This is a genomic window from Sphingobium fluviale (assembly GCF_004122115.1).
Lineage (GTDB): Bacteria > Pseudomonadota > Alphaproteobacteria > Sphingomonadales > Sphingomonadaceae > Sphingobium > Sphingobium fluviale.
Genome location: NZ_SBKP01000007.1, coordinates 39,602 through 59,331 on the forward strand (window position 1 = coordinate 39,602; position 19,730 = coordinate 59,331).

A 19,730-nucleotide genomic window follows, 5' to 3' on the forward strand; every position below is an offset into this window, starting at 1 on the left:
GGCTGAATCCCTACAGACCCTATATCCCGCCCATGATAGCGGGCCAGCCGCCTGCATTCAGCCCTGCCGCCAGCTCTGCCGCGCATGCGTCGAGCACGCTCTGGCTGGTGGAACGGATCACGAAGTTGCACCCAATGCGGCCTTCGCGGAAGAAAGGATAGCTGCCGATCTGGCTACCTTCATGCGCCCGCTCTGTGGTGAGCAGCAGAGTGGCGATCTCGCTCTCCGCAACCCAGCAGCCGACTTGAGTGGAAAGCACTGGATCGCCACCTTCCAGCGTACCGGTCAGCGCATCGAGCATCCCTGCGGTTATATGCGGCACACCGGCCATGATGAAGACATTGCCGACACGAATGCCCGGCGCACCCGAATAATGGTTGGGAATGAGGCTTGCTCCCTCCGGTACGCGGGCCATGCGCAGCCGTCCTTCGTTCATGCCGCCGCGCGTCTCGTAATAGTGTTCGAGTTTGGCGCGCGCCTCCGGGTGGATGACGACGGACACGCCCAGCGCCTTCGCCAGCGCATCGACCGTGATGTCGTCATGAGTCGGGCCGATGCCGCCTGTTGTGAACAGATAATCATACCGTTCGCGCAATGCGTTTGCAGCGGCGATAATGTCGTCCTCTACATCCGCCACTACCCGTACCTCGCGCAGGCGGATGCCTTGCACATTGAGCCAGCTTGCAACCTGTGAGACATTTTTGTCCTGTGTGCGGCCGGATAGGATTTCATCGCCGATGACCAGAAGTGCGGCGGTCCAGATGCGTGACTTCATGCCGGGCGGGCCTTTTCCGCCAGCGCCTTCAGCCGGACAAACCGTTCGGGCGGCAGCAGGTCGGCTGGGTTGTAGTAAGCCTCGAAAGCGGGAACGTCGTCGGGCAGGCCGACCCACGCCATCCGTTCCGAGGCGAACACTACTGCGTCTGGCCTGATACCGGAGGGATCATCCAGCGTGCCGACTCTCACGCCCGCGCCAAGTTCGCCGAGGCGCGGGTAATGGCTCCATAGCGCCGTGCCGCACTCCGCGCAGCGCACGATCACATGATCGCCCCCGCTCCCTGCTTTTACCACATGGCGGCTTGTCTCGCCAGAGCGCAGCGACAGTCGCTCGGTCTCGTAAAACATGTTCACGGCTGATGTGCTACCCGTTTGCCGCTGGCATTGTTTGCAGTGGCAATGGTTGACGAAGATCGGGTCGCCCGACACACGAAAGCGCGTCAGGCCACAAGCGCATCCGCCTTCCCTGATCATTTCGGTCATAAAGTGGCTCCTGTAGCTCCAAGACCTTGCGCCGAACAGCCGGGCCGATCAAGCCCTCTCGTCTTTGCGATGTAAACTGTCTATATGGAAATCATGATGGATTATATGACAATGACGGCGGATAGCCCGCCCACCCGCTCAACCGCGATCAAGCTTTACGACGAAAGTGGCTTTGCCGGCATGCGCAGGGCGGGGCGGCTGGCGGCAGAGATACTCGACGCGCTGGTGCCTCATGTCGTCCCCGGCGTGACGACAGGAGAGCTGGACGACGTCGTTCGCCGCATGTCGATTGATGGCGGCGGCGTACCCGCGACGATGGGTTATCGCGGCTATCAGCATAGCTGCTGCACTTCGATCAACAATGTGATCTGCCACGGCATACCCGGCGACCGTAAGTTGCTGGAAGGCGATATCGTCAATATCGACGTGACGCCGCTGGTCGATGGCTGGCATGGCGACAGCAGCCGCATGTATATTGCCGGTGAAGCACCGATCAAAGCCAGGCGGCTGGTGGAAGTGACCTATGAGTGCCTGATGCTGGGCATAGAGCAGGCGAAGCCGGGCAATCATCTGGGCGATATCGGTCATGCGATCCAAAAACACGCCGAAAAGCACCGCTATGGCGTGGTGCGCGATTTCTGTGGGCATGGGCTGGGACGGGTGTTTCACGACAGCCCGGAAGTGGTGCATGTCGGCACGCCGGGGAGCGGGCCGGAGCTCAAGCCCGGCATGTTCTTCACGATCGAGCCGATGATCAACATCGGTAAGCCTGGCGTCCGCATGATGGAGGATGGCTGGACGGCGGTCACGCGGGACCGTACGCTCTCCGCCCAGTTTGAACACAGCATCGGCATCACTGAGACGGGCTGCGAGATATTCACGGCTAGTCCCAAGGGGCTACACTGCCCGCCTTATGGCTAGGCATAAAAAAGGCGGAGCTTTATACCCCGCCTTCTTACTCAGTTCTGCTCTGCTCAGCTCAGGTTCTAAGCCGATCGGCCAGTGCCTGAAGTGTGATGTCAGGGATCACCTCTGTGGGGTCCTCCGCGCGCACGATGGCGGCCAGCCAGTTGCTGCGCTGGCCCATTTCATCAAGGCGCTGAAGGTACGACATACAACGCAACATCACCTCTTCATCGAGGCATAGCTGCACGCCGATTTCCTCCAGATCCTCGCGGAGCTGGTCCAGCTCGTCCGCTATCTTGCCTCTCAGGCTATGAGGGGCGATGATAGGGACGGCGATGCTGGGGGTGGAAGGGGAAGATATCTCAGGCTGCAAGTTCCCGCTCCTCACACCGGGCGAGAATGACCTTGGCCAGATCAGGGATCGAGAGTTGCGCCTCAACCACGCCCTTGGCGATAGCCGCAGCGGATGCCTCGAAAACCATTGCGCTATCCTTGTCCTGACACAGGGTCAGGCCACCAAGCTGCTTGACAGCGCCCATGCCAGCGGCGCCGTCCGTTCCCGCACCCGACAGGATGACGCCTACCGCCTTGTCCCGTGCGGCCTTGGCCACCGTGGTGAGCAGAAGGTCTGCCGAGGGACGCATGCCGTTCACAGGATCGCGCGCGACGAGGCGGATCGCGCCGCCGGGCCAGCGGTCGACAAGGCCGTGCTTGTCCGGCGCGGACAGCACATAGACATGCCCCGGCTGGAGCATCATGCCGTCCTCGGCCAGCTTCACTTCCGGTGCGATCGATTCGTTGAGACGGGCGGCAAAGGGGGTGGCCAAGCCTTCCTCAAGCTGCTGCAGCACAATCGTTGGAGGGCAGTTAACAGGCCATCCGGATAGCAGCTCGATCACTGCTGGGCCGCCGCCGGTTGAGGCACACAGCGCAACTATCGATCCATTCCACTTATATGGCTTTGTGGCATTGAGCATGGTTTGCTCTTCTGCCGCCTTGGCAGCTGCAGCGGCCGCCGCTTCGGGGTCGTATTTCTTGACCTTGCTCTTGGCGGCGGTTGCCACCAGCTTACAAAGCTTGCCGGAAATCTTGGCAAACTCGTCTGGCGTTGCTTTGGTGGGCTTAGGGAAGCAATCCACCGCGCCTAGCTCCAGTGCCTTCAAGGTGACTTCCGCGCCCTTTTGTGTCAGCGTCGAAAGCATGACGATGGGCATCGGCTTTGTCGTCATGATCTCATGCAGGAAATCAATGCCGTTCATGCCGGGCATTTCGATGTCGAGTGTGACTACGTCGGGCCTCATGGCCTCAATCATGTCGCGCGCCTCATCGGCGTTGGCGGCAGCACCGACAACAACGAGGTCGTCCGAGCGCTCCAGCGCGTTCGAAAACAGGGCGCGCATCGTGATCGAGTCATCGACGACCAGAACCTTAATTGCAGCCATTTGCCCTTACCTTCCCCACTTTATATTCCTTAGATACAATTCAGTTTTTATGGGATGTGCACCGCTCAGGCCGCTTCGGGCAGATCGACATCGGTCGTCAGTCCAGGCAGATCGAGTACCATTACCATGCGGTCTTCCAGCGCCACCAACCCTTCGAGATAGGGGACTACGGCATCGGTGCTGGTGGCCGGGGCCGGCTGGATGTCTTCATCCTGCGCCGTCACGATGTCGCTGACCGCATCGACGATGAGGCCACGCAGCTGCCCGCCGATCTGCGCCACGATGATGACGTGGCGGTCGGTCGGCGAAGTCGGTTCCCAGCCCAGTCGCGCCGCCAGATCGATGACTGGCAGGACTGTGCCACGCAGGTTGACGACGCCCGCAACATAATGCGGAACATGCGGCAGGCGCGTTGTGGGCGACCATGCGCGGATCTCGCGGATAGCCATGATGTCCAGGCCAAAGCTCTGTGTGCCTAGGTGAAATGTGATGAGCTGACGTGCCATATTTTCCTCCAGTCCCCCTGATCCCACTATCAGTGCGTAACCCGGCGTAGCGCCGTATCCAGCTTGTCCGCATCGAACGGCTTGACGATCCATCCGGTCGCACCGGCAGAACGGGCGCGGGATTTCTTTTCGTCAGAGCTTTCGGTGGACAGCACAAGGATCGGGCAGTCGCGAAAGCGCGATTGCCCGCGCAGCGCCTCGATCAGGCCAAAGCCGTCCATGCGCGGCATGTTGATGTCTGTCACGATCACGTCGATATCGCTGCCGTTGTCGGCCAGCCATTCGAGCGCCGCGACACCGTCTTCCGCCTGCGAGACTTGATAGCCGCGCGAGGAAAGTGCGGAACGTAACAGGGCGCGCATACTTGCGCTGTCGTCCACGGTCAGAACACGAATTGTATCAGACATAGAATAGGCCTCTTCTTACCTAAAACAGTTCTAGCTCGCCGCCGCTCATAGTCGGCTGCGTAATCGGTTTCGGCGCCGGTGCCGTATATTTCTCAACATGGCGGCAGCGGGTTCGCCCCAGGATTGGATCGAAATCGACCCGCCGGGCCGAATCGCCGCCAACATCCTGACGCGCAACGGGAATGCCTTCATCCGCAAGGAAGCTCAGCGCAAAACGCGCGTTCGCATCTCCTATTCGGGTCATCCCCGCGTGCATGTTGCCTCCGCCATAAATATGAGCCTTCATTCGGGACTTTACACCGCCACGTGTCATCATCTGGTTAATAAGAAGCTCCATCAGAAAAATTCCGTAGTTCTGATCGGCGACGGTCCCGCTGCCCGGCGTTGGTTCTGCCAGCAGGAAATGGTTCATCCCGCCTACCCGCGCGATAGGGTCGTATAAACAGCAGGCGATGCAGCTTCCCAGCACGGTTGTCAGTATCTCTGGCGCACCGCTGCCGACATAGACTTGCCCTTGCATCACGGTGATGCGGGCCGGGCTGCCGATGGACAGTTCCGGGTTGTGCTGCACGGATTACAATCCTGCTGCCGATAGGGCGCGCTCCGCAATGCGGGGCAGCGGCAAGATATTTTCTGCAGCGCCTAGGTCTGCCGCGGCACGCGGCATGCCATAGACGGTGCTGGTCGCTTCATCCTGCGCAATGGTGCGTCCACCTGCGCGGCGCATGGCGAGCAGGCCCCGCGCGCCATCCTGACCCATGCCGGTCAGCAATATGCCGATCGCCGCCGGGCCAAGCTTCTGTGCAACAGATTCAAACATCGCGTCGATGCTTGGGCGGTGTCCGGAGACCTTGTCGCCTTCTATCATCTTAACGATGATCGTGTCTGTCCCACCGCCGATGACGGCGTGCTTATCGTTGCCAGGCGCGATGTAGATATGACCGGGTTTAAGAACTTCCCCCGACTCTATCAGCTTCACCGTTGCGTTGCACTGCTTATCGAGGCGCTCTGCCATCGCAGGTGCAAACGCGGCGCTGATGTGCTGGACGATGATAGTGGGGGGGCAGCTCTTCGGGAAGGCGGGCAACAGGTGGTGTAGCGCTTCCACGCCACCGGTTGATGCGCCGATGGCAATGAGCTTGGTGATGGCGCTAGCAGAGCGCGATGCGACGATTGTCTGTTGAGCCACCGGGCTGACCGGCGCGGACGGTTTGCTTGCCACCCGGACAAAGCGCACACGCGCAGCCTCGCGGACCATTTCGGCGAGCGTGCCGCCGTCATTCTCCAGCAGCGCGTTCACCGAGCCATCGGGCTTGGCGTAGCAATCGACTGCACCCAGCTCCAGTGCGCGGATCGTGGTGTCGGCGCCCTTGCGGGTGATGCCAGAAACCACAACGACGGGCATCGGGCGCAGTTGCATGATCTTTTCGAGAAAATCGAGCCCGTTCATGCCGGGCATTTCGATGTCCAGCGTCACGACGTCTGGGTTTAACTCGCGGATCATGCCGCGCGCTTCCATCGCGTCCTTGGCGGCGCCGATCACTTCGATATCCGGCTCGCTGCCCAGCAGGCGAGACAGGATCGCGCGCATTGTCGCCGAATCGTCAACTATCAGAACCCGTGTGTTCACATTCTGTCCTTTCGATAGATCGTGCTGCCCACCAGGGTCAGAACAACTTGTGCAGGGCCGGCCACCCTCTCGCTGTGGCCGATGTAAAGATGCCCACCGGGAAGGAGCTGATCGGCAAAGCGCGCGACGAGCCTGTCCTTGGTGGGTTGATCGAAATAAATCATCACATTGCGGCAGAAGATAACGTCAAACTGCTTGTTCATTGGCCATTCGCCGAGCAGGTTCAGGCGCTTGACGTGAATCTTTGCGCACAGCTCCGGCGCAATCTTCGCCAGATCGCCTTCACGCTTTACCCATGTGTTGGTGAGAGCAGGGGGCACATCTTTCAGCGCCTCGAACGGATAGGTCGCCGCTTTCGCGCCCGCCACCGCATGATCAGCAAGATCGGTCGCCAATATCGCGAGATTGCCATCCAGAAAGGGGCGCGCGGCCGCCTTGTCTGGCCCGAATAGTGTCATTGTCAGCGAGTATAGCTCTTCGCCGGTCGAGCAGCCGGCAGACCAGATGCGCACCGGCTGGCGCGAGCGGATCTTGTCGAGCAGCAATGGCCGCACGTGGCTTGCAAGATGCTCGAAATGATGGCTCTCGCGGTAGAAAAAGGTGTGGTTGGTCGTCAGCGCGTTGATTGTCTTGCGCCGCGCGGTATCGTCCTTCTTGATAAACTCTATGAAGCGGGAAAACGTCTGCTGCCCGCTGTCACGCACCAGTGGCGCGAGCCGGGAATACACCAGAGTGGCCTTGCCCGCAGGCAAAACGATACCCGCAATGTCATAAACAATATCGCGCACTGCCTCGAAGTCAGCGCGCGAATAGACCTGCGCGCTAATCCCCGGAAAAGGCGTAAAACTATCCTGAGCGAGCTGGTTCATGCCGCGAGAGCCGCACCATGATTGGCAAAATTATCCGCCACTAGCGAGTCTACGTCAAGGATCAGAGCCACCTTGCCATCGCCGAGGATAGTGGCGCCAGCGACGCCTGTCACAGGCTGATAATGCGCCTCTAGGCTCTTGATGACGAACTGGCGCTGATCGACGATGCTGTCGACCATCAGCACGGCTTGGCCATGGCTTTCAGTGTCGACGACGATCAGCACGGCATCCTGAGCAGTTTCCGCCGCACCGAGCGCACCAACCGCATGGTCGAGCCGCACGATGGGCAGGAACTTTCCGCGGTTGTTCAGCACCATCAGATCCTTTCCGATATGCTGCACATCGGCCTGCTCCGGTCGCAGGCTTTCCAGCACATGCGTCAGCGGGATCACGACGGTCTGATCGCCCACAGTCACGATCATGCCATCGGCGATGGCAAGCGTAAGCGGAAGGGCGAGGGTGAAGGTGCAGCCCTTGCCGGGGTGAGATTCGATGGTGATGCGTCCACCCAGATCTTTCACATTCTGGCGGACCACATCCATGCCGACGCCGCGGCCGGAGATATTGGACACCGTTGCTGCGGTCGAAAAGCCGGGCGCAAAGATGAGATGGTCGATTTCCTCGTTCGAAAGCTGTGTGCCGGGAGCGACGAGACCCTTATCTATCGCCTTCTTCAACACCACTTCGCGGTTGATGCCCGCTCCGTCGTCTGACAGCGAGATGACGATGCGGCCGGAGCGCTGCTCGGCGGAGAGGTGCAGCTTGCCCTCGGCGGGCTTGCCGTTGACGAGGCGGACCTCAGGCTTTTCAATGCCATGATCGACCGCGTTGCGGATGAGGTGGGTCAGCGGCTCGCCGAGGCGCTCCACCACGGTCTTGTCCAGCTCGGTCGCTTCGCCGCTCATGGTGAGCTGCACACGCTTGCCGGTGTCTGCCTCCAGCTCGCGCACGATGCGCGGCACGCGAGAGAAAACCGAACCGATCGGCTGGGCGCGGATCGACATCGTGCTTTCCTGGATGTCACGCGTCAAAAGGTCGAGCATGCCCATCTCGTCGATCGAGTTAAGGCCGTGACTGGCGAGGCGCTGGGCCATCATCGCCTGCGCGATCACCAGTTCGCCCACGGTGTCGATCAGCTTGTCGAGCTTGGCGAGGTCAACGCGGACCGTCTGGCCTACCGATCCTGCCGTGCGCGCGGCCGCCGGGGTGGCGGGGGCTACAGGTGTATCCATGACGACAGGCGCGGTTGCGGCCGCGACTGCGGGAGTTGAGGAGGGTGCTGGCGCGGATTTAGGTGCCTCAGCGGTGGCGGCCGGCTCTGACTTGGGCTGTTCGACAGCCTTTGGCTCTTCCTTGATTTTGACAGGCGCGATCTTGGGCATGGCTATTTCCACGCCGTCACGAGCAATGGGTGCGGAGAGCGAATCCACTGTCAGCTCGCACTCATCGCCAATAAAATCAAAGACTTCCTCTATCGCATCCTTGCTGACATGTGCGGGGGCAAAGAAAGTCCACGAGAGGTATGCTTTTTCGACATCGAGCGCATCGAGTGCGGGTATAGCACTGGCATCTGTCGCGATGCAGATAGCGCCCATTTCCTCCAGCTCGCGCAGCATAAGTAGCGGCTCGCTGCCATTGGCGAGCGCGCCATCCATAAAGCGCACAAATACCTGCCAGCCATGATGCCCACCATTGGCGGGGGCTGAAGGCATGGCATCGCGCGCTTCGGCCTTGGCGGCACGGGCCGTCTCTTCTGCTTCCATGGACCGTTCTACTTCGGCGGCAGCGGCTTCCATCGCGGCGGCTTGTGCATCATCGACGGCAAGATCGCCCATCAGGCCATCCAGATCGAAATCGAGGTCGAGATCGTCTGTGGGCGCGGATGCGTCAGCTTCCGGCTCGGCTATGGAGGGTTCTTCAACGCTGGCGGCAACCGGCGCTTCGGCGGCAACGGGTGCAGGTGCAGGTTCGTCGAAAACTGGCCCGCCTGCGGCGGCCTTGGTCGCAACGACTTCCAGCTCTGCGCTGATTGCGGCATCGTCCGGGAAGTTACCTTCGCCACGCACGGCGGCGACATGATCGGCCAATATGTCGAAGGCGCGCAGCATCAGGGTGTTTAGCCCTTCGCTCAGTCCCAGCTCGCCATCGCGGACATAGGACAGAACCGTCTCGAACTTGTGGGTGAACGCCTGAAGCAACGTGAAGCTGAACGCGCCCGCGCCGCCCTTGATCGAGTGAACCGCGCGGAAAATGCCATTTACGGTGTCGGCATCTGCCGTGCCGGAGCGGCAGGCGAGCAGGCCTTCTTCGGCCTGACCCAGCGCTTCCTCGCATTCGAGGAAGAAGATATTCTGGATTTCGTCATTGGTCATCGCTGTGTCCCATCCAGTTGAATGCGCTGGTCAGCCCTGCGATCTGAGCTGCGCCGAACATAGCCGGCGAGGCATGGACCGTCATGGAAATGCCGCGCGCCACGGCTGTCTGTTGTGCGCTGAGCATGAGTTGCAGGCCGGATTGGCCAATGCGGGTTACATCCCGACCTTCCACTATAATTGCCTCGCTGCCAGGTTTTAACGCCTGATCGAGATGCGAGATCAGTGCGCTGGCCGTGGTGCGATCTATCACTGCAGGAAGTATAATCATGCTCGTGCTCATCTATCCCTGTTGCGTCGGATCAGAATTCCGACCAATCGTCCGCATCCGCCGAGAGGGCGAGATTACCGCTGACACGCGCAACAGGGCGCGGGGCGGAAGTGTTGCCTGACGAACGCGGTCTGTTGACAGATGACGAAGCACCCATTGAAGACCCAGCTCCACCGGCCAGCTTGAAGCGGGCAATGAGCTGGTTGAGGTCTTCCGCCTCGGTGGCGAGGCTGCGCGCAGCGGCGGTCGATTCCTCCACCATCGCGGCGTTCTGTTGGGTCATCTTATCCATATCGTTGACCGAGGAGTTGACCTGCTGGAGGCCCGCTGCCTGGGTTTCGGTCGATTCAGAGATCGAGGAGATAAGCGCGCTGATCTCTCCAACCCGCGTAACGATGCGGCCCAGCATGGTGCCTGCCTCGCCGACAAGGTTGACGCCTTCGCCAACCTGCTGAGCGCTGGTGGTGATGAGATCCTTGATGTCGCGCGCGGCCTCGGCAGAGCGCTGCGCCAGCGCGCGGACTTCGTTGGCGACAACGGCGAAACCCTTGCCTGCATCGCCGGCCCGTGCTGCTTCCACGCCTGCATTGAGAGCGAGCAGGTTGGTCTGAAAGGCGATGCCGTCGATCACAGTGATGATCTGGCTGATTTCCTGAGAGCTTTTCTCGATCGCGCCCATGGCTGTCACTGCCTTGTCTACAACCTTGCCGCCTTCGCTGGCTTCGCGGTGGGCATCGCTGATCGCGGATGTTACCTGAGAGGCGCTGTGCGCGGTTTCCTTCACCATGCCGGTGATTTCGTTCATCGCCGTTGCCGACTCGGCGAGCGATGCAGCCTGCTGTTCGGTGCGCTGGGAAAGATCGTTGGTGGCGGAGCGGATCTCGTTTGCGCCCGCTTCAATGGCACGCGATGTTTGCGTTACTGAGGACATGGCTTCGCCCATGCTTTCCATCGCACGGTTAAAGTCCTTGCGCAGGCGCTCATATTCCTTGGGCACGTGCGTGGTGATGCGATAGGCAAGATCGCCATCGGCCAACCGCGAAAGGCCATTGCCGAGTATTTCGACGACTTCAGCTGACTGCGCAGAACTCTGGGCAACTACACGCGCATTGTCACGGAATGTGCCCATAGCGGCTACCATGCGGCCCACGCAATCGGCGTGATCGGAGTAAGCGATATGGCTTTCCAGATCGCCAGCGGCGAGGCCTTCCATCCGCACCACGGTATCGACATAGGGGTCGCAGATAAGCTTGCCCGATATGATAACACTGGCGATCGCACCTGAAAGAGCGACTGCTGCGAGCGCATAGCCCGCGCTTGTCATTCCCATGCCGGCAAGAACCGTGGCCCCCACGCCGCAGATGCCCCAAAGGGTGTGGATGATCAGGAGCGCCTTGAATTTGACCCGGATCGGCGCTTGTCTTTTAAACCAGTCGAACATGTTTTCATTCTCCCCGGACTCTCTACGACGCAAACCCCTTGCGTCATCGGCCCCTGTAATCACACTGATACTGCTATAAGAAATTGGTTAACGGAGCGTATCCGGCGCGCGGCGGCCATCAGATAAAGTGGTGCTGCGGCAAACAAGGGATGGCAATGCCTGCCCTCGTCAGAACTGACTCCAGTCGTCGGTGTCTACCGACAGGGCGAGATTGCCTGCGACGGCGCGCGGCGCGGGAGCGGCGCGTGCTGGTGCGAAGGCATCGCCAGAGGGTGCCTGTCGACCATCCAGTTGAAAGCGTGAAACGAGCTGACGCAGCCCTTGCGCCTCGGTGGCGAGGCTGCGCGCGGCGGCGGTGGTTTCTTCCACCATCGCGGCGTTCTGCTGCGTCATCTGGTCCATTTCGTTCACCGTGCTGTTCACTTGCGTCATATTCTGCGCCTGTGTGTCGGTGGAATTCGCCATGGTGGTGATAAGGTCGCTGACCTCGCTGACCTTGCCGACAATACGACCCAGCATCTCCCCGGTCTGGCCGACCAGACTGACGCCTTGTTCCACCTGCTGAGTGCTGGTGGTGATCAGATTCTTGATGTCGCGCGCGGCCTCGGCGGAGCGCTGCGCGAGTGCGCGGACTTCGTTGGCAACAACGGCAAAGCCCTTTCCTGCGTCTCCTGCCCGTGCTGCTTCCACACCAGCATTGAGCGCCAGAAGATTAGTCTGGAATGCGATGCCATCGATTACAGTGATGATATGGCTGATCTGGTGAGCGGAGCTTTCAATCTCTCCCATTGCCTTGACGGCATTATGGACCACATCGCCGCCACTTTGCGCCTCGCGATGTGCCTCGTCGATTGCATCGCGGACCCCTGTACGGGCCTTGGCAGATTCCAGTGTCATCGCAGTGACGGTGTTCATCGCCGCTGCCGTTTCCTCCAGCGAGGCGGCCTGATGCTCCGTGCGTTGTGAAAGGTCATCCGCTGCCGCGCGAATTTGGGTCGCGCCTGTGTCGACATTGGTGGCCGACGTGGTGACCTGAGACAATATACCGCCCAGATCTGCAATCGTGCGGTTGAAGCTCTGCCTCAGCGCCTCATATTCGGGCGCGAAGGGCTGTTCGATGCGGTGGGTCATGTTGCCAGCGGCAAGCTGCTCCAGGCCTGCGCCCACTTCGGCAACGACGTGGCGCTGTTTTTCCTCCGCTTCGGCCTTGGCGATACCAGCTGTACGGAACACCTGCATCGCCTGAGCCATATCGCCGATTTCATCGGTACGGCCCTCGCCGGATATGGCGATATCATAATTGCCCGCAGCCATTGCACGCATCTCTTCTGCGGTATTGTTGACTGGATCTATGACCCGGCGGTTGATTTGCCGTGCGGCAAACATCAGTGAGCCGACGATCATTCCCGCAGCAATCAGCAGCCCGCCTGCAGAAAGGTAGACCAATAGCGCGCTATGTTTGTCCATCGCCTGCTTTTCGGCGGCTGTCATAGTAACGAGCTTGTTTATTTCTGAGCGATGGGCCAGAAAATCGGGGGTAAGACGAGTGTCATGAATCTGCTTGGCGCCAGCCCAATCCCCGGCCTGCGCAGCCGCCACCAGGCTATCGACATCCACCCAGAAAGCATCAGCGCTTTTGTGCGTGACTTCCAGTTGTGCTTTCAGCGTATCTGAGATCGCGGCTGTCCGCCAGAAGGCCTTACGCTCTTCATAGGCTTTGCGCAGGTTGACGAGCGTATCTGCATGGCCATCAAGCGTTTGATCCTCGATAATGATCGTGGTTTCCATGAAGGGTTCGATGATATATTGCGGCGGTGGCAAGATGTCCGCCACCAGATCGCTCTGGAGCTGATTGGCCCGGAAGAGCGGGCCGCCAAATCCGATTTCACGGATCGCTATGCCTGAAATGAAGATCGCGAGCGCAACTAGCCCGATCAGCACGCTCGTTCCGCGGCGTGCATATTGCCTTATGGTCATTTGTATTTGCCCCACAGCATTATATTTTCAACGCTGAGGTTATTAGCGGAGCGAGGTCAATAACTGGTAAATGCCGTGTAAAATATGTTCGTTGAGATTTTACGTAGGAAATGCCGGAGGCTCTGATTGGGCACTCACTCCATCAATATTGCTTCCTGTGAGGGTGGTTTGTTGCGGGATGGCCTGATGAGCAGGACAAGCGGCATGACGAGGATGGTCAGTATCATCATCAGATAAAAGTCGTCGAGAAAGGACACCATGAGGGCCTGTCGAGTCACCTCTGCGTTCAGAACAGTCAGCGCTGTAGTGATCGCATCTCCGGGGAGTGAGAACATACTAGGGTCAACGTAAAGGCTGTAGGGCGTAAGATGGGCCACAATATCCTCATGGCTGGTAGCGCTATTGCGTGCCAGCATTGTGATCACAAGCGAGATGCCAGCCGATGAGCCGACCGATCTGGCGAGGTTGAGTATGCCCGCAGCGTCCGTCCTGAATTCGGGCGGAAGACTGGAAAACGTCACCAGGGAAATGGGCACGAATAGCATGCCGATACCCAGCCCCTGGATCAGGCCATTCAGTGCCATGTCAGTCCTGCCGACCTCCAGACTCCAGCCAGTGGTCATCCAGAACGTCAAGCAAATGATTGCGAAGCCGGTGAGGATGCATATCTTGATATTCACAATGGTTATCAACCGGCCAATGACCGCCATCGTGATGAATACCCCGATACCGCGCACCGCCATCATGATGCCTGCGTCCAGCACAGGATAATTCATAAGTCCTTGCAGCATCATAGGCAGCAGAGACATGGCCGCTGTCAGCACAAGCCCGACCATGGCCATCAGCAAAGCGCCGATCAGAAGGTTGCGATCGCGCAGCATAGCGAGCGGGTAAAGAGGGTTGCGACCGGTAAGGGTGTGGACCACGAACATCCATAGAGCCGAAATGGCTATCCCGGTTTCCAGCCAGATTTCGGCACTGTTGAACCAGTCGACATGCTGTCCGCGGTCGAGGATCAGTTGCAGTGAGGCCAGACCTGTACTGAGCAGTACCAAACCCAGAACATCAAGCGGGCGAGGGGGGCGCTTTACATCTGGTAAAAAGAGGAAAAGACCCAAAAATGCGAAAAAACCGAGCGGAATGTTTACGAAGAACACCCAGCGCCAGTTCATGTGTTCCGTAAGAAAGCCACCAAGAACCGGCCCCAATATTGGCCCGATCATTACTCCCATGCCGTAAATCGCCATCGCTTGCCCGCGCTTTTCGGGTGGGCTACTGTCCAGCATCACCGTCTGGCCCAGCGGTGAGAGAAACGCGCCTGATAACCCCTGCAATACACGGAAGAGAACTAGGGAATCGAGGTTGGCTGCAAGGCCGCACAAAGCTGATGTCAGGGTAAAGCCTGCAATCGATATCAAATAAAGCATGCGACGACCCAAACGGTCTGACAGCCAACCCGTGGCGGGAATAGCAATCGCGGAGGCGACAATATAGCTGGTCAATACCCAGCTCACGCTGTCCTGATTGGCGCCCAACGCAGCCTGCATATGTGGCAGGGCGACATTGGCGATGGTCATGTCCAGCACCTGAACCAGTGTTGCCAGCATTGCAGCGGCCTTGAGCCAGCCGGAGTGGCGCATGGCGATGCCAGTGCCGGGCAGCGCGGCAGGTGGCGGGCCGTTGCTTGCCGGGCCCGCCGCTACTGCGCCGTCAGTCGTCGACATAGACTGTAACTTCGCTGGTCAGTCCAGTGATGAGTGGGCGGGGCGAGGGTTCGTCTATCGCTATGCGTACGGGTATGCGCTGGGTCACTTTCACCCAATTGCCATTGGCATTCTGGGCAGGAAGCACAGAAAACTCTGAACCGGTGCCGCCGCCGATACTGGCGACATGGCCTTTCAGCTTGACGTTGCTATAAGCATCGAATGTGATCTGCGCTTTCTGGCCGGGCTTCAGCTTGTCCAGCTGCGTTTCCTTGAAGTTCGCTTCCACCCAACTGCGGTCATTGGCGACAATGCTCACCGCCGGCAGGCCCGTGACGAGCATCTGGCCCACCTGAAGACGATCAACATTGCTTATCTTTCCGGAAGCCGGGGCGCGGACTTCTGTGCGCTGAAGGTCTAATAGCGCCTTGGCGCGTTGTGCGCGCGCCTCGGCGAGCCGTGGGTTGACACCGGGAACCTGCCTGCCGGTCGCGAGTGCGCTGCGCGCTTCGGCAGCGTCAGCGCGCGCGGTGCGCAGGCTTGCCTCGGCCATATCCAGCGCATGGCGGGCTGCATCTAGCCGAGCTTTTGTGGTGAACCCGCTGGCAGCCAGTTCGCGCTGACGATCATAATCTTTCTGTGCAAAGCTGATATCCGCTTCGGCTTTGGCGATATCGACTCCTGTGCCTTGATATATGGTGGAAAGCTCGCCGACATTGACCTGCGCCGCCGCGATCTGGGCATCTGCCTGCGCTAACGCAACGCGATATGGTTCCGGGTCAACCCGGAACAACAGGTCGCCTGCCTTGACCTGCTGGTTCTCGTGCACAGCCACTGCGACAATGCGGCCCGACACATCCGCGCTCACCGAAACGATATCCTGATGCACATAGGCGTTGTCCGTGCTGATAGTGCCGCGCGTCATCAGCCAATAGCCTAGTCCGAAGACGATAAGAATGAATGGCACAGAAATCATCAGCAAAAGGCGGATCATGCTTTTGTTGCCGATTGCCACTGCCGACTTATCGGCCGCAGCGGTAGGCGTGTGCGCCATGAGCGCTCTCCTCTGCTGTTTAACGACGGGATTGGCCTCAGCCATTGTGAGACTCCTGCTGCGAGCCGTTTTCCTCGGCCGTGACGATCTTGTCGCGAATTTTTGAGAGGCAGCGACTGAGTGTTTCCACTTCCTGTTCCGTTAAATCGGAAGTGACCCAGTCAAGTAGTCTGGCGCCAGTAGCTTTTAGCTCCGATACCGTAGGTACGGCAGCTTCTGTCAGAAACAGCGCCCATGCCCGCCTATCATTTGGGTCGCGTCGCCGCTCGATCAGCTTGGCCTGCTCCAGCCGGTCAACCATGCGGCAAGCGGTGATTGGCTCTACATCAAGATGCTCCGCCAGCATGCCCTGATTAATGCCGGGGTAGCGTTGCACAACCAACAGCGCGCGCCATTGCGCGCCAGTGGGTCCGCTCTGGCGCGCAAGTTCGCCAAAACGCTTGCGAAACAGGCGCCCGATATCCGAGCAGAGGAAGGCAATATTCGATTCCATGCAGCGCATATAATAACTATACTTATTATAATCAAACGTTAATTTGCGGCGCGGCGGAAAATTTAGCACGGAACAGGGACGGCGTATCGGCCTTTCCATGGCGGCGGCAGTGCGATAAGGGAGGGCCATGACGATCCAAGCCCTCGCGCTCGCCGCAAATATGCCCCTTCGTTTCGAGGATCTGGGCCTTAGCCCGATAGCGCTCGACCTCGGTTTTTTCACGCTGAAATGGTACAGCCTTGCCTATCTGTCCGGCATTCTCATCGGCTACTGGTATCTGCTGAAGCTGCTGGTTCAGCCCGGCGCGCCGATGGCCCGCCGCCATGCGGACGACATGATCTTCTATGCGACGCTGGGCATTATTCTGGGCGGGCGGCTCGCTTATGTGATATTCTACGACCCCGAAATTTGGGCCAATCCGCTGGATGTGCTGAAGCTCTGGAATGGCGGCATGTCATTCCATGGGGGCATGATCGGCGTGACTGTCGCGATCATCTTGATGGCGCGCAAGGAAGGGTTGAACTGGCTGCGGGTGCATGACTATGTCGCCTGTTGCGTGCCCTTCGGCCTGTTGTTCGGCCGCCTCGCCAATTTCGTGAACGGAGAGCTTTGGGGCAAGACCACCGATGTACCGTGGGCCATCATCTTTCCCACTGGCGGCGACATTCCGCGCCATCCCAGCCAGCTTTACGAGGCGGCACTGGAAGGCGTTGTGCTGTTCATCATCCTCTGGTTCGCCTTCTGGAAAACCAAGGCGCGCTATGAGCCGGGCAAGCTCGTGGGGCTGTTTCTGCTCGGCTATGGCGTGTTCCGTTTTGGCGTGGAATATTTGCGTGAAGCGGATGCGCAATTCGAGGGTAGCTTCCTCTATACCCATATTCACATGGGCCAGATCCTCACCCTGCCGATGATTGTAGGCGGGGTCTATCTGATCGCCACGGCCAAGCAGCGGCGCATGCGCGTGGAGGCGACGGCGGGCACGGCCAGCATTGCCTGAACTTACCACAACCAAGTCCTTCGGTCGCAAGGAGCTGGGCTTTGCCGAGCGGCTGGTGCGGAGCATCCATGCTGGCGGTCCGATCTCGCTGGCGAACTATATGGCGCAGGCCAACAGCCATTATTACGCTACACGTAACCCGCTGGGCGCGGACGGGGATTTCATCACAGCGCCGGAGATCAGCCAGATGTTCGGCGAGCTGATCGGCCTGTGTCTTGCGGACATCTGGCACCGCATCGGCCGGGTCGGCGCGCCGTATTATGTCGAGCTGGGGCCGGGGCGCGGCACGCTCGCCAAGGATGCTTTACGCGCGATGGAGCAGGCGCGCGTCGCCCCCAGGGCGCATCTGGTCGAGACCAGCCCTGTGTTGCGCGCCCACCAGAGTGTGGCTGTGGCGCATGCCAAATTTCATGACGATGTTGAGAGTCTGCCGGGTGATGCGCCGCTGCTCATTGTCGCCAACGAGTTTTTCGATGCGCTGCCTATCGCGCAGGCGGTGAAGGCGGCGGACGGAAGCTGGCGCGAGCTGATGGTCGGGCTGGGCGTAGAGGGCAGGGCGCTGGCCCCCGTGATCGGCGAGCGACGGGTCGATGCGCGCGTGCCCGAAGCGCTGCGTGATGCGGCTGAAGGCGCGGTTCACGAGATCTGCCCTGTCGGCGCGACGATCATGCTTACGCTCGCCCGGAGGATCGCTAGGCAGGGCGGGGCGATGATCGTGATAGACTATGGCTATGAAGGCCCGGCGCTGGGTGACACATTGCAAGCGGTGCGCGCGCACAAATATGCCGATCCCTATGCCGATCCGGGCGAGAATGACCTCACCGCCCATGTCGATTTCACGCTGCTTGGCAATGCCGCGCGGCAGGAGGGGCTGCGTATGTCCGGCCCGGTGGGGCAGGGCGATTTTCTCGAACGGCTGGGCCTGCGCGCGCGGGCGCGGACGCTGGCACAGGCCGCGCCGGAGCGTGGGGTGGAGGTCGAGGCGGCGCGCCGCCGCCTTGCCGCGCCGGAACAGATGGGGCGCTTGTTCCGGGTGCTGGGTGTGACGCATCCCGATTGGCCAATGCCGGAGGGGTTTGCATGAGACTGGCGGATAGTGGCGTGGCGGTGTGGCAGAGCGATCTGCTCTCCGGCCTCCCGCACGGCTTTCTGGGCCGCATCGGGGGCGTATCGACGGGCCTGTATGCCGGGCTGAATGTAGGCTTGGGTTCGGATGACGACCGGGACGCGATAGCGGAAAACCGCCGCCGCGTGGTGGAGGCGGTGATGCCGGGCGCGAGCCTCGTTACGGTGCATCAGGTCCATTCTCCCGATGTGGTGAGCGTCTGCGCGCCTTTGGCCGATGATACTGCGCGCCCGCCCGCCGATGCGCTCGTCACCGCGACGCCCGGCCTGCTGCTCGGTGTGCTGACGGCGGATTGCGTGCCGGTGCTGTTCGCGGACCAAGAGGCGGGCGTGGTCGGTGCGGCCCATGCGGGGTGGAAGGGCGCGCTGTCGGGCGTGACCGACCGCACGATCGCGGCGATGAAGGCGCTCGGCGCGGACGTGGGCCGCATCGCCTGCGCCATCGGCCCGTGCATTGCCCGCGCATCCTACGAGGTGGACACGGGCTTCGTCGAACGGTTCACGGCGGCCGACCCCGCCAACGAACGCTTTTTCACCGATGGCCGTGCAGGCCACGCGCAGTTCGACATAGAGGCCTATGTCGCAGCGCGCCTCGCGAGCGCGGGCGTGGGCAAGGTCGAGCTGCTGGGGCAGGACACCTATGCGCAGCCGCAGCAGTTTTACAGCTATCGGCGCTCCTGCCACAAAGGCGAGCCGGGCTACGGGCGGCAGATTTCGGCGATTGGGGTGGGCACCGGCATGTTCTAAGCAATCACAGCCATACCTTTAACGTATGGTGCCAGTCCGTCCGGCCGATATTGCATCATCCTGTCAAGATTTTTCAGTACGACTGGATTGTCATAATTATTTTTGGACCATGTTAATACTTGTAATGTAAATAGACCGCAAAACTCCAAGATGCTGTAAAAATATGCATCATTTATCTTACAGTCAGTGAAAACAGAATTATTACCGGGGGGTGTAAATATAATCCTTGCAACGCTGTGTTTTAGATCTCCGAATCGACCATTGTGGAGAACACCGCACCGCATGGAATAAAGATCTTCAGGAGTTACATTAGAAAATCCTTGTCCCAAGTTAAGTTTACACCATTCTTTATATCGTGCGGCCGATGTCCTGCCATCTTCTGACTCTAACGACGCGCATATATCTGGGAGCGCTACCGTCATTGAAATAGCAGTAAGATACATGCCAGATTTTGCTGCCATGTTAATTTCAACTAGCAGTCTATTCAACGGTGCCAGTCCCCGATCATCATTAGACAAAATGCTCTCCTG

Annotated in this window: 21 protein-coding genes; 4 read left to right on the forward strand and 17 right to left on the reverse strand. The window is 59.8% G+C overall.

Annotation, left to right across the window (positions count from 1 at the left end):
- Positions 1 to 19: 19 nt before the first annotated feature.
- Together EQG66_RS08495 and EQG66_RS08500 are read right to left on the reverse strand one after the other, a co-directional pair.
- Positions 20 to 775 carry a competence/damage-inducible protein A gene (locus EQG66_RS08495; RefSeq protein WP_129404170.1) on the reverse strand — a complete coding sequence of 252 codons (756 nt, stop codon included), beginning with the start codon at positions 773 to 775 and terminating at the stop codon, positions 20 to 22.
- Positions 772 to 1,260 (reverse strand): GFA family protein, encoded by a 489-nt coding sequence (locus EQG66_RS08500; protein WP_245987964.1) that lies wholly within the window; start codon positions 1,258 to 1,260, stop codon positions 772 to 774. Before EQG66_RS08500 ends, EQG66_RS08495 begins: the two co-directional genes overlap by 4 nt.
- A gap of 93 nt (positions 1,261 to 1,353) precedes the next feature.
- On the opposite strand from EQG66_RS08500, the gene map reads away from it, so the two are divergent.
- Positions 1,354 to 2,181 (forward strand): type I methionyl aminopeptidase, encoded by an 828-nt coding sequence (map, locus tag EQG66_RS08505; RefSeq protein WP_129404171.1) that lies wholly within the window; start codon positions 1,354 to 1,356, stop codon positions 2,179 to 2,181.
- A 58-nt stretch (positions 2,182 to 2,239) separates the two neighbouring features.
- Here map and EQG66_RS08510 read toward each other — a convergent pair whose 3' ends face one another.
- The 14 genes from EQG66_RS08510 to EQG66_RS08575 all read right to left on the reverse strand — a co-directional run bounded on the left by EQG66_RS08510 (position 2,240) and on the right by EQG66_RS08575 (position 16,460).
- Positions 2,240 to 2,539: a hypothetical protein gene (locus EQG66_RS08510; RefSeq protein ID WP_129404172.1), complete on the reverse strand. Its 300-nt coding sequence runs from the start codon at positions 2,537 to 2,539 to the stop codon at positions 2,240 to 2,242.
- A complete protein-coding gene (gene cheB, locus EQG66_RS08515; protein ID WP_129404173.1) occupies positions 2,529 to 3,608 on the reverse strand; it encodes a chemotaxis-specific protein-glutamate methyltransferase CheB in 1,080 nt (359 codons plus the stop codon). Before cheB ends, EQG66_RS08510 begins: the two co-directional genes overlap by 11 nt.
- Before the next feature lie 65 nt (positions 3,609 to 3,673).
- Positions 3,674 to 4,114, reverse strand: coding sequence for a chemotaxis protein CheW (locus EQG66_RS08520; protein WP_129404174.1), 441 nt, complete (start codon positions 4,112 to 4,114; stop codon positions 3,674 to 3,676).
- A gap of 29 nt (positions 4,115 to 4,143) precedes the next feature.
- Complete coding sequence (locus tag EQG66_RS08525) at positions 4,144 to 4,521, reverse strand: response regulator (RefSeq protein ID WP_129404175.1); 378 nt, start codon at positions 4,519 to 4,521, stop codon at positions 4,144 to 4,146.
- A 19-nt stretch (positions 4,522 to 4,540) separates the two neighbouring features.
- Positions 4,541 to 5,092, reverse strand: coding sequence for a chemotaxis protein CheD (locus EQG66_RS08530; protein ID WP_245987965.1), 552 nt, complete (start codon positions 5,090 to 5,092; stop codon positions 4,541 to 4,543).
- Positions 5,093 to 5,095: 3 nt separating this feature from the next.
- Positions 5,096 to 6,151 (reverse strand): protein-glutamate methylesterase/protein-glutamine glutaminase, encoded by a 1,056-nt coding sequence (locus EQG66_RS08535; RefSeq protein WP_129404176.1) that lies wholly within the window; start codon positions 6,149 to 6,151, stop codon positions 5,096 to 5,098.
- Entirely contained in the window at positions 6,148 to 7,020 is an 873-nt protein-coding gene (locus EQG66_RS08540) for a CheR family methyltransferase (protein ID WP_129404177.1), read from the reverse strand. Before EQG66_RS08540 ends, EQG66_RS08535 begins: the two co-directional genes overlap by 4 nt.
- Entirely contained in the window at positions 7,017 to 9,392 is a 2,376-nt protein-coding gene (locus EQG66_RS08545; RefSeq protein ID WP_129404178.1) for a chemotaxis protein CheA, read from the reverse strand. The genes EQG66_RS08540 and EQG66_RS08545 overlap by 4 nt, the downstream gene beginning before the upstream one ends.
- Complete coding sequence (locus EQG66_RS08550; protein ID WP_164975635.1) at positions 9,382 to 9,663, reverse strand: STAS domain-containing protein; 282 nt, start codon at positions 9,661 to 9,663, stop codon at positions 9,382 to 9,384. The genes EQG66_RS08545 and EQG66_RS08550 overlap by 11 nt, the downstream gene beginning before the upstream one ends.
- Before the next feature lie 31 nt (positions 9,664 to 9,694).
- Positions 9,695 to 11,104 (reverse strand): methyl-accepting chemotaxis protein, encoded by a 1,410-nt coding sequence (locus tag EQG66_RS08555; protein ID WP_129404180.1) that lies wholly within the window; start codon positions 11,102 to 11,104, stop codon positions 9,695 to 9,697.
- Between the two features lie 168 nt (positions 11,105 to 11,272).
- Positions 11,273 to 13,081 (reverse strand): methyl-accepting chemotaxis protein, encoded by a 1,809-nt coding sequence (locus EQG66_RS15570; protein WP_129404181.1) that lies wholly within the window; start codon positions 13,079 to 13,081, stop codon positions 11,273 to 11,275.
- Positions 13,082 to 13,215: 134 nt separating this feature from the next.
- Positions 13,216 to 14,805 (reverse strand): DHA2 family efflux MFS transporter permease subunit, encoded by a 1,590-nt coding sequence (locus EQG66_RS08565; RefSeq protein WP_129404182.1) that lies wholly within the window; start codon positions 14,803 to 14,805, stop codon positions 13,216 to 13,218.
- The gene (locus EQG66_RS08570; RefSeq protein WP_245987967.1) at positions 14,792 to 15,838 is read right to left on the reverse strand and encodes an HlyD family secretion protein; all 1,047 of its coding nucleotides are present in this window, start codon (positions 15,836 to 15,838) and stop codon (positions 14,792 to 14,794) included. The genes EQG66_RS08565 and EQG66_RS08570 overlap by 14 nt, the downstream gene beginning before the upstream one ends.
- A gap of 37 nt (positions 15,839 to 15,875) precedes the next feature.
- Positions 15,876 to 16,460, reverse strand: a complete 585-nt coding sequence (locus EQG66_RS08575) for a MarR family winged helix-turn-helix transcriptional regulator (RefSeq protein WP_245987968.1) — start codon at positions 16,458 to 16,460, stop codon at positions 15,876 to 15,878.
- On the opposite strand from EQG66_RS08575, the gene lgt reads away from it, so the two are divergent.
- From lgt to pgeF, 3 genes are read left to right on the forward strand one after another with little or no spacing between them, the layout of a single operon-like run.
- The gene (gene lgt / locus EQG66_RS08580) at positions 16,459 to 17,328 is read left to right on the forward strand and encodes a prolipoprotein diacylglyceryl transferase (protein WP_129404184.1); all 870 of its coding nucleotides are present in this window, start codon (positions 16,459 to 16,461) and stop codon (positions 17,326 to 17,328) included. The two genes, EQG66_RS08575 and lgt, sit on opposite strands and share 2 nt — an antisense overlap.
- Positions 17,321 to 18,412 carry a class I SAM-dependent methyltransferase gene (locus tag EQG66_RS08585; RefSeq protein WP_245987970.1) on the forward strand — a complete coding sequence of 364 codons (1,092 nt, stop codon included), beginning with the start codon at positions 17,321 to 17,323 and terminating at the stop codon, positions 18,410 to 18,412. Before lgt ends, EQG66_RS08585 begins: the two co-directional genes overlap by 8 nt.
- The gene (gene pgeF, locus EQG66_RS08590) at positions 18,409 to 19,200 is read left to right on the forward strand and encodes a peptidoglycan editing factor PgeF (protein ID WP_129404185.1); all 792 of its coding nucleotides are present in this window, start codon (positions 18,409 to 18,411) and stop codon (positions 19,198 to 19,200) included. Before EQG66_RS08585 ends, pgeF begins: the two co-directional genes overlap by 4 nt.
- Here the strand turns inward: pgeF and EQG66_RS08595 are convergent.
- Positions 19,197 to 19,718: a hypothetical protein gene (locus EQG66_RS08595; protein WP_129404186.1), complete on the reverse strand. Its 522-nt coding sequence runs from the start codon at positions 19,716 to 19,718 to the stop codon at positions 19,197 to 19,199. The two genes, pgeF and EQG66_RS08595, sit on opposite strands and share 4 nt — an antisense overlap.
- Between the last annotated feature and the right edge of the window lie 12 nt (positions 19,719 to 19,730).

What these genes read in the sequence shown, in the direction of transcription:
- EQG66_RS08495 (WP_129404170.1), bottom strand. Translation starts at nt 775, where the DNA reads ATGAAGTCACGCATCTGGACCGCCGCACTTCTGGTCATCGGCGATGAA.
- EQG66_RS08500 (WP_245987964.1), bottom strand. Translation starts at nt 1,260, where the DNA reads ATGACCGAAATGATCAGGGAAGGCGGATGCGCTTGTGGCCTGACGCGC.
- map (WP_129404171.1), top strand. Translation starts at nt 1,354, where the DNA reads ATGATGGATTATATGACAATGACGGCGGATAGCCCGCCCACCCGCTCA.
- cheB (WP_129404173.1), bottom strand. Translation starts at nt 3,608, where the DNA reads ATGGCTGCAATTAAGGTTCTGGTCGTCGATGACTCGATCACGATGCGC.
- EQG66_RS08520 (WP_129404174.1), bottom strand. Translation starts at nt 4,114, where the DNA reads ATGGCACGTCAGCTCATCACATTTCACCTAGGCACACAGAGCTTTGGC.
- EQG66_RS08525 (WP_129404175.1), bottom strand. Translation starts at nt 4,521, where the DNA reads ATGTCTGATACAATTCGTGTTCTGACCGTGGACGACAGCGCAAGTATG.
- EQG66_RS08540 (WP_129404177.1), bottom strand. Translation starts at nt 7,020, where the DNA reads ATGAACCAGCTCGCTCAGGATAGTTTTACGCCTTTTCCGGGGATTAGC.
- EQG66_RS08545 (WP_129404178.1), bottom strand. Translation starts at nt 9,392, where the DNA reads ATGACCAATGACGAAATCCAGAATATCTTCTTCCTCGAATGCGAGGAA.
- EQG66_RS08550 (WP_164975635.1), bottom strand. Translation starts at nt 9,663, where the DNA reads ATGATTATACTTCCTGCAGTGATAGATCGCACCACGGCCAGCGCACTG.
- EQG66_RS08555 (WP_129404180.1), bottom strand. Translation starts at nt 11,104, where the DNA reads ATGTTCGACTGGTTTAAAAGACAAGCGCCGATCCGGGTCAAATTCAAG.
- EQG66_RS15570 (WP_129404181.1), bottom strand. Translation starts at nt 13,081, where the DNA reads ATGACCATAAGGCAATATGCACGCCGCGGAACGAGCGTGCTGATCGGG.
- EQG66_RS08565 (WP_129404182.1), bottom strand. Translation starts at nt 14,805, where the DNA reads ATGTCGACGACTGACGGCGCAGTAGCGGCGGGCCCGGCAAGCAACGGC.
- EQG66_RS08570 (WP_245987967.1), bottom strand. Translation starts at nt 15,838, where the DNA reads ATGGCGCACACGCCTACCGCTGCGGCCGATAAGTCGGCAGTGGCAATC.
- lgt (WP_129404184.1), top strand. Translation starts at nt 16,459, where the DNA reads ATGACGATCCAAGCCCTCGCGCTCGCCGCAAATATGCCCCTTCGTTTC.
- EQG66_RS08575 (WP_245987968.1), bottom strand. Translation starts at nt 16,460, where the DNA reads ATGGCCCTCCCTTATCGCACTGCCGCCGCCATGGAAAGGCCGATACGC.
- pgeF (WP_129404185.1), top strand. Translation starts at nt 18,409, where the DNA reads ATGAGACTGGCGGATAGTGGCGTGGCGGTGTGGCAGAGCGATCTGCTC.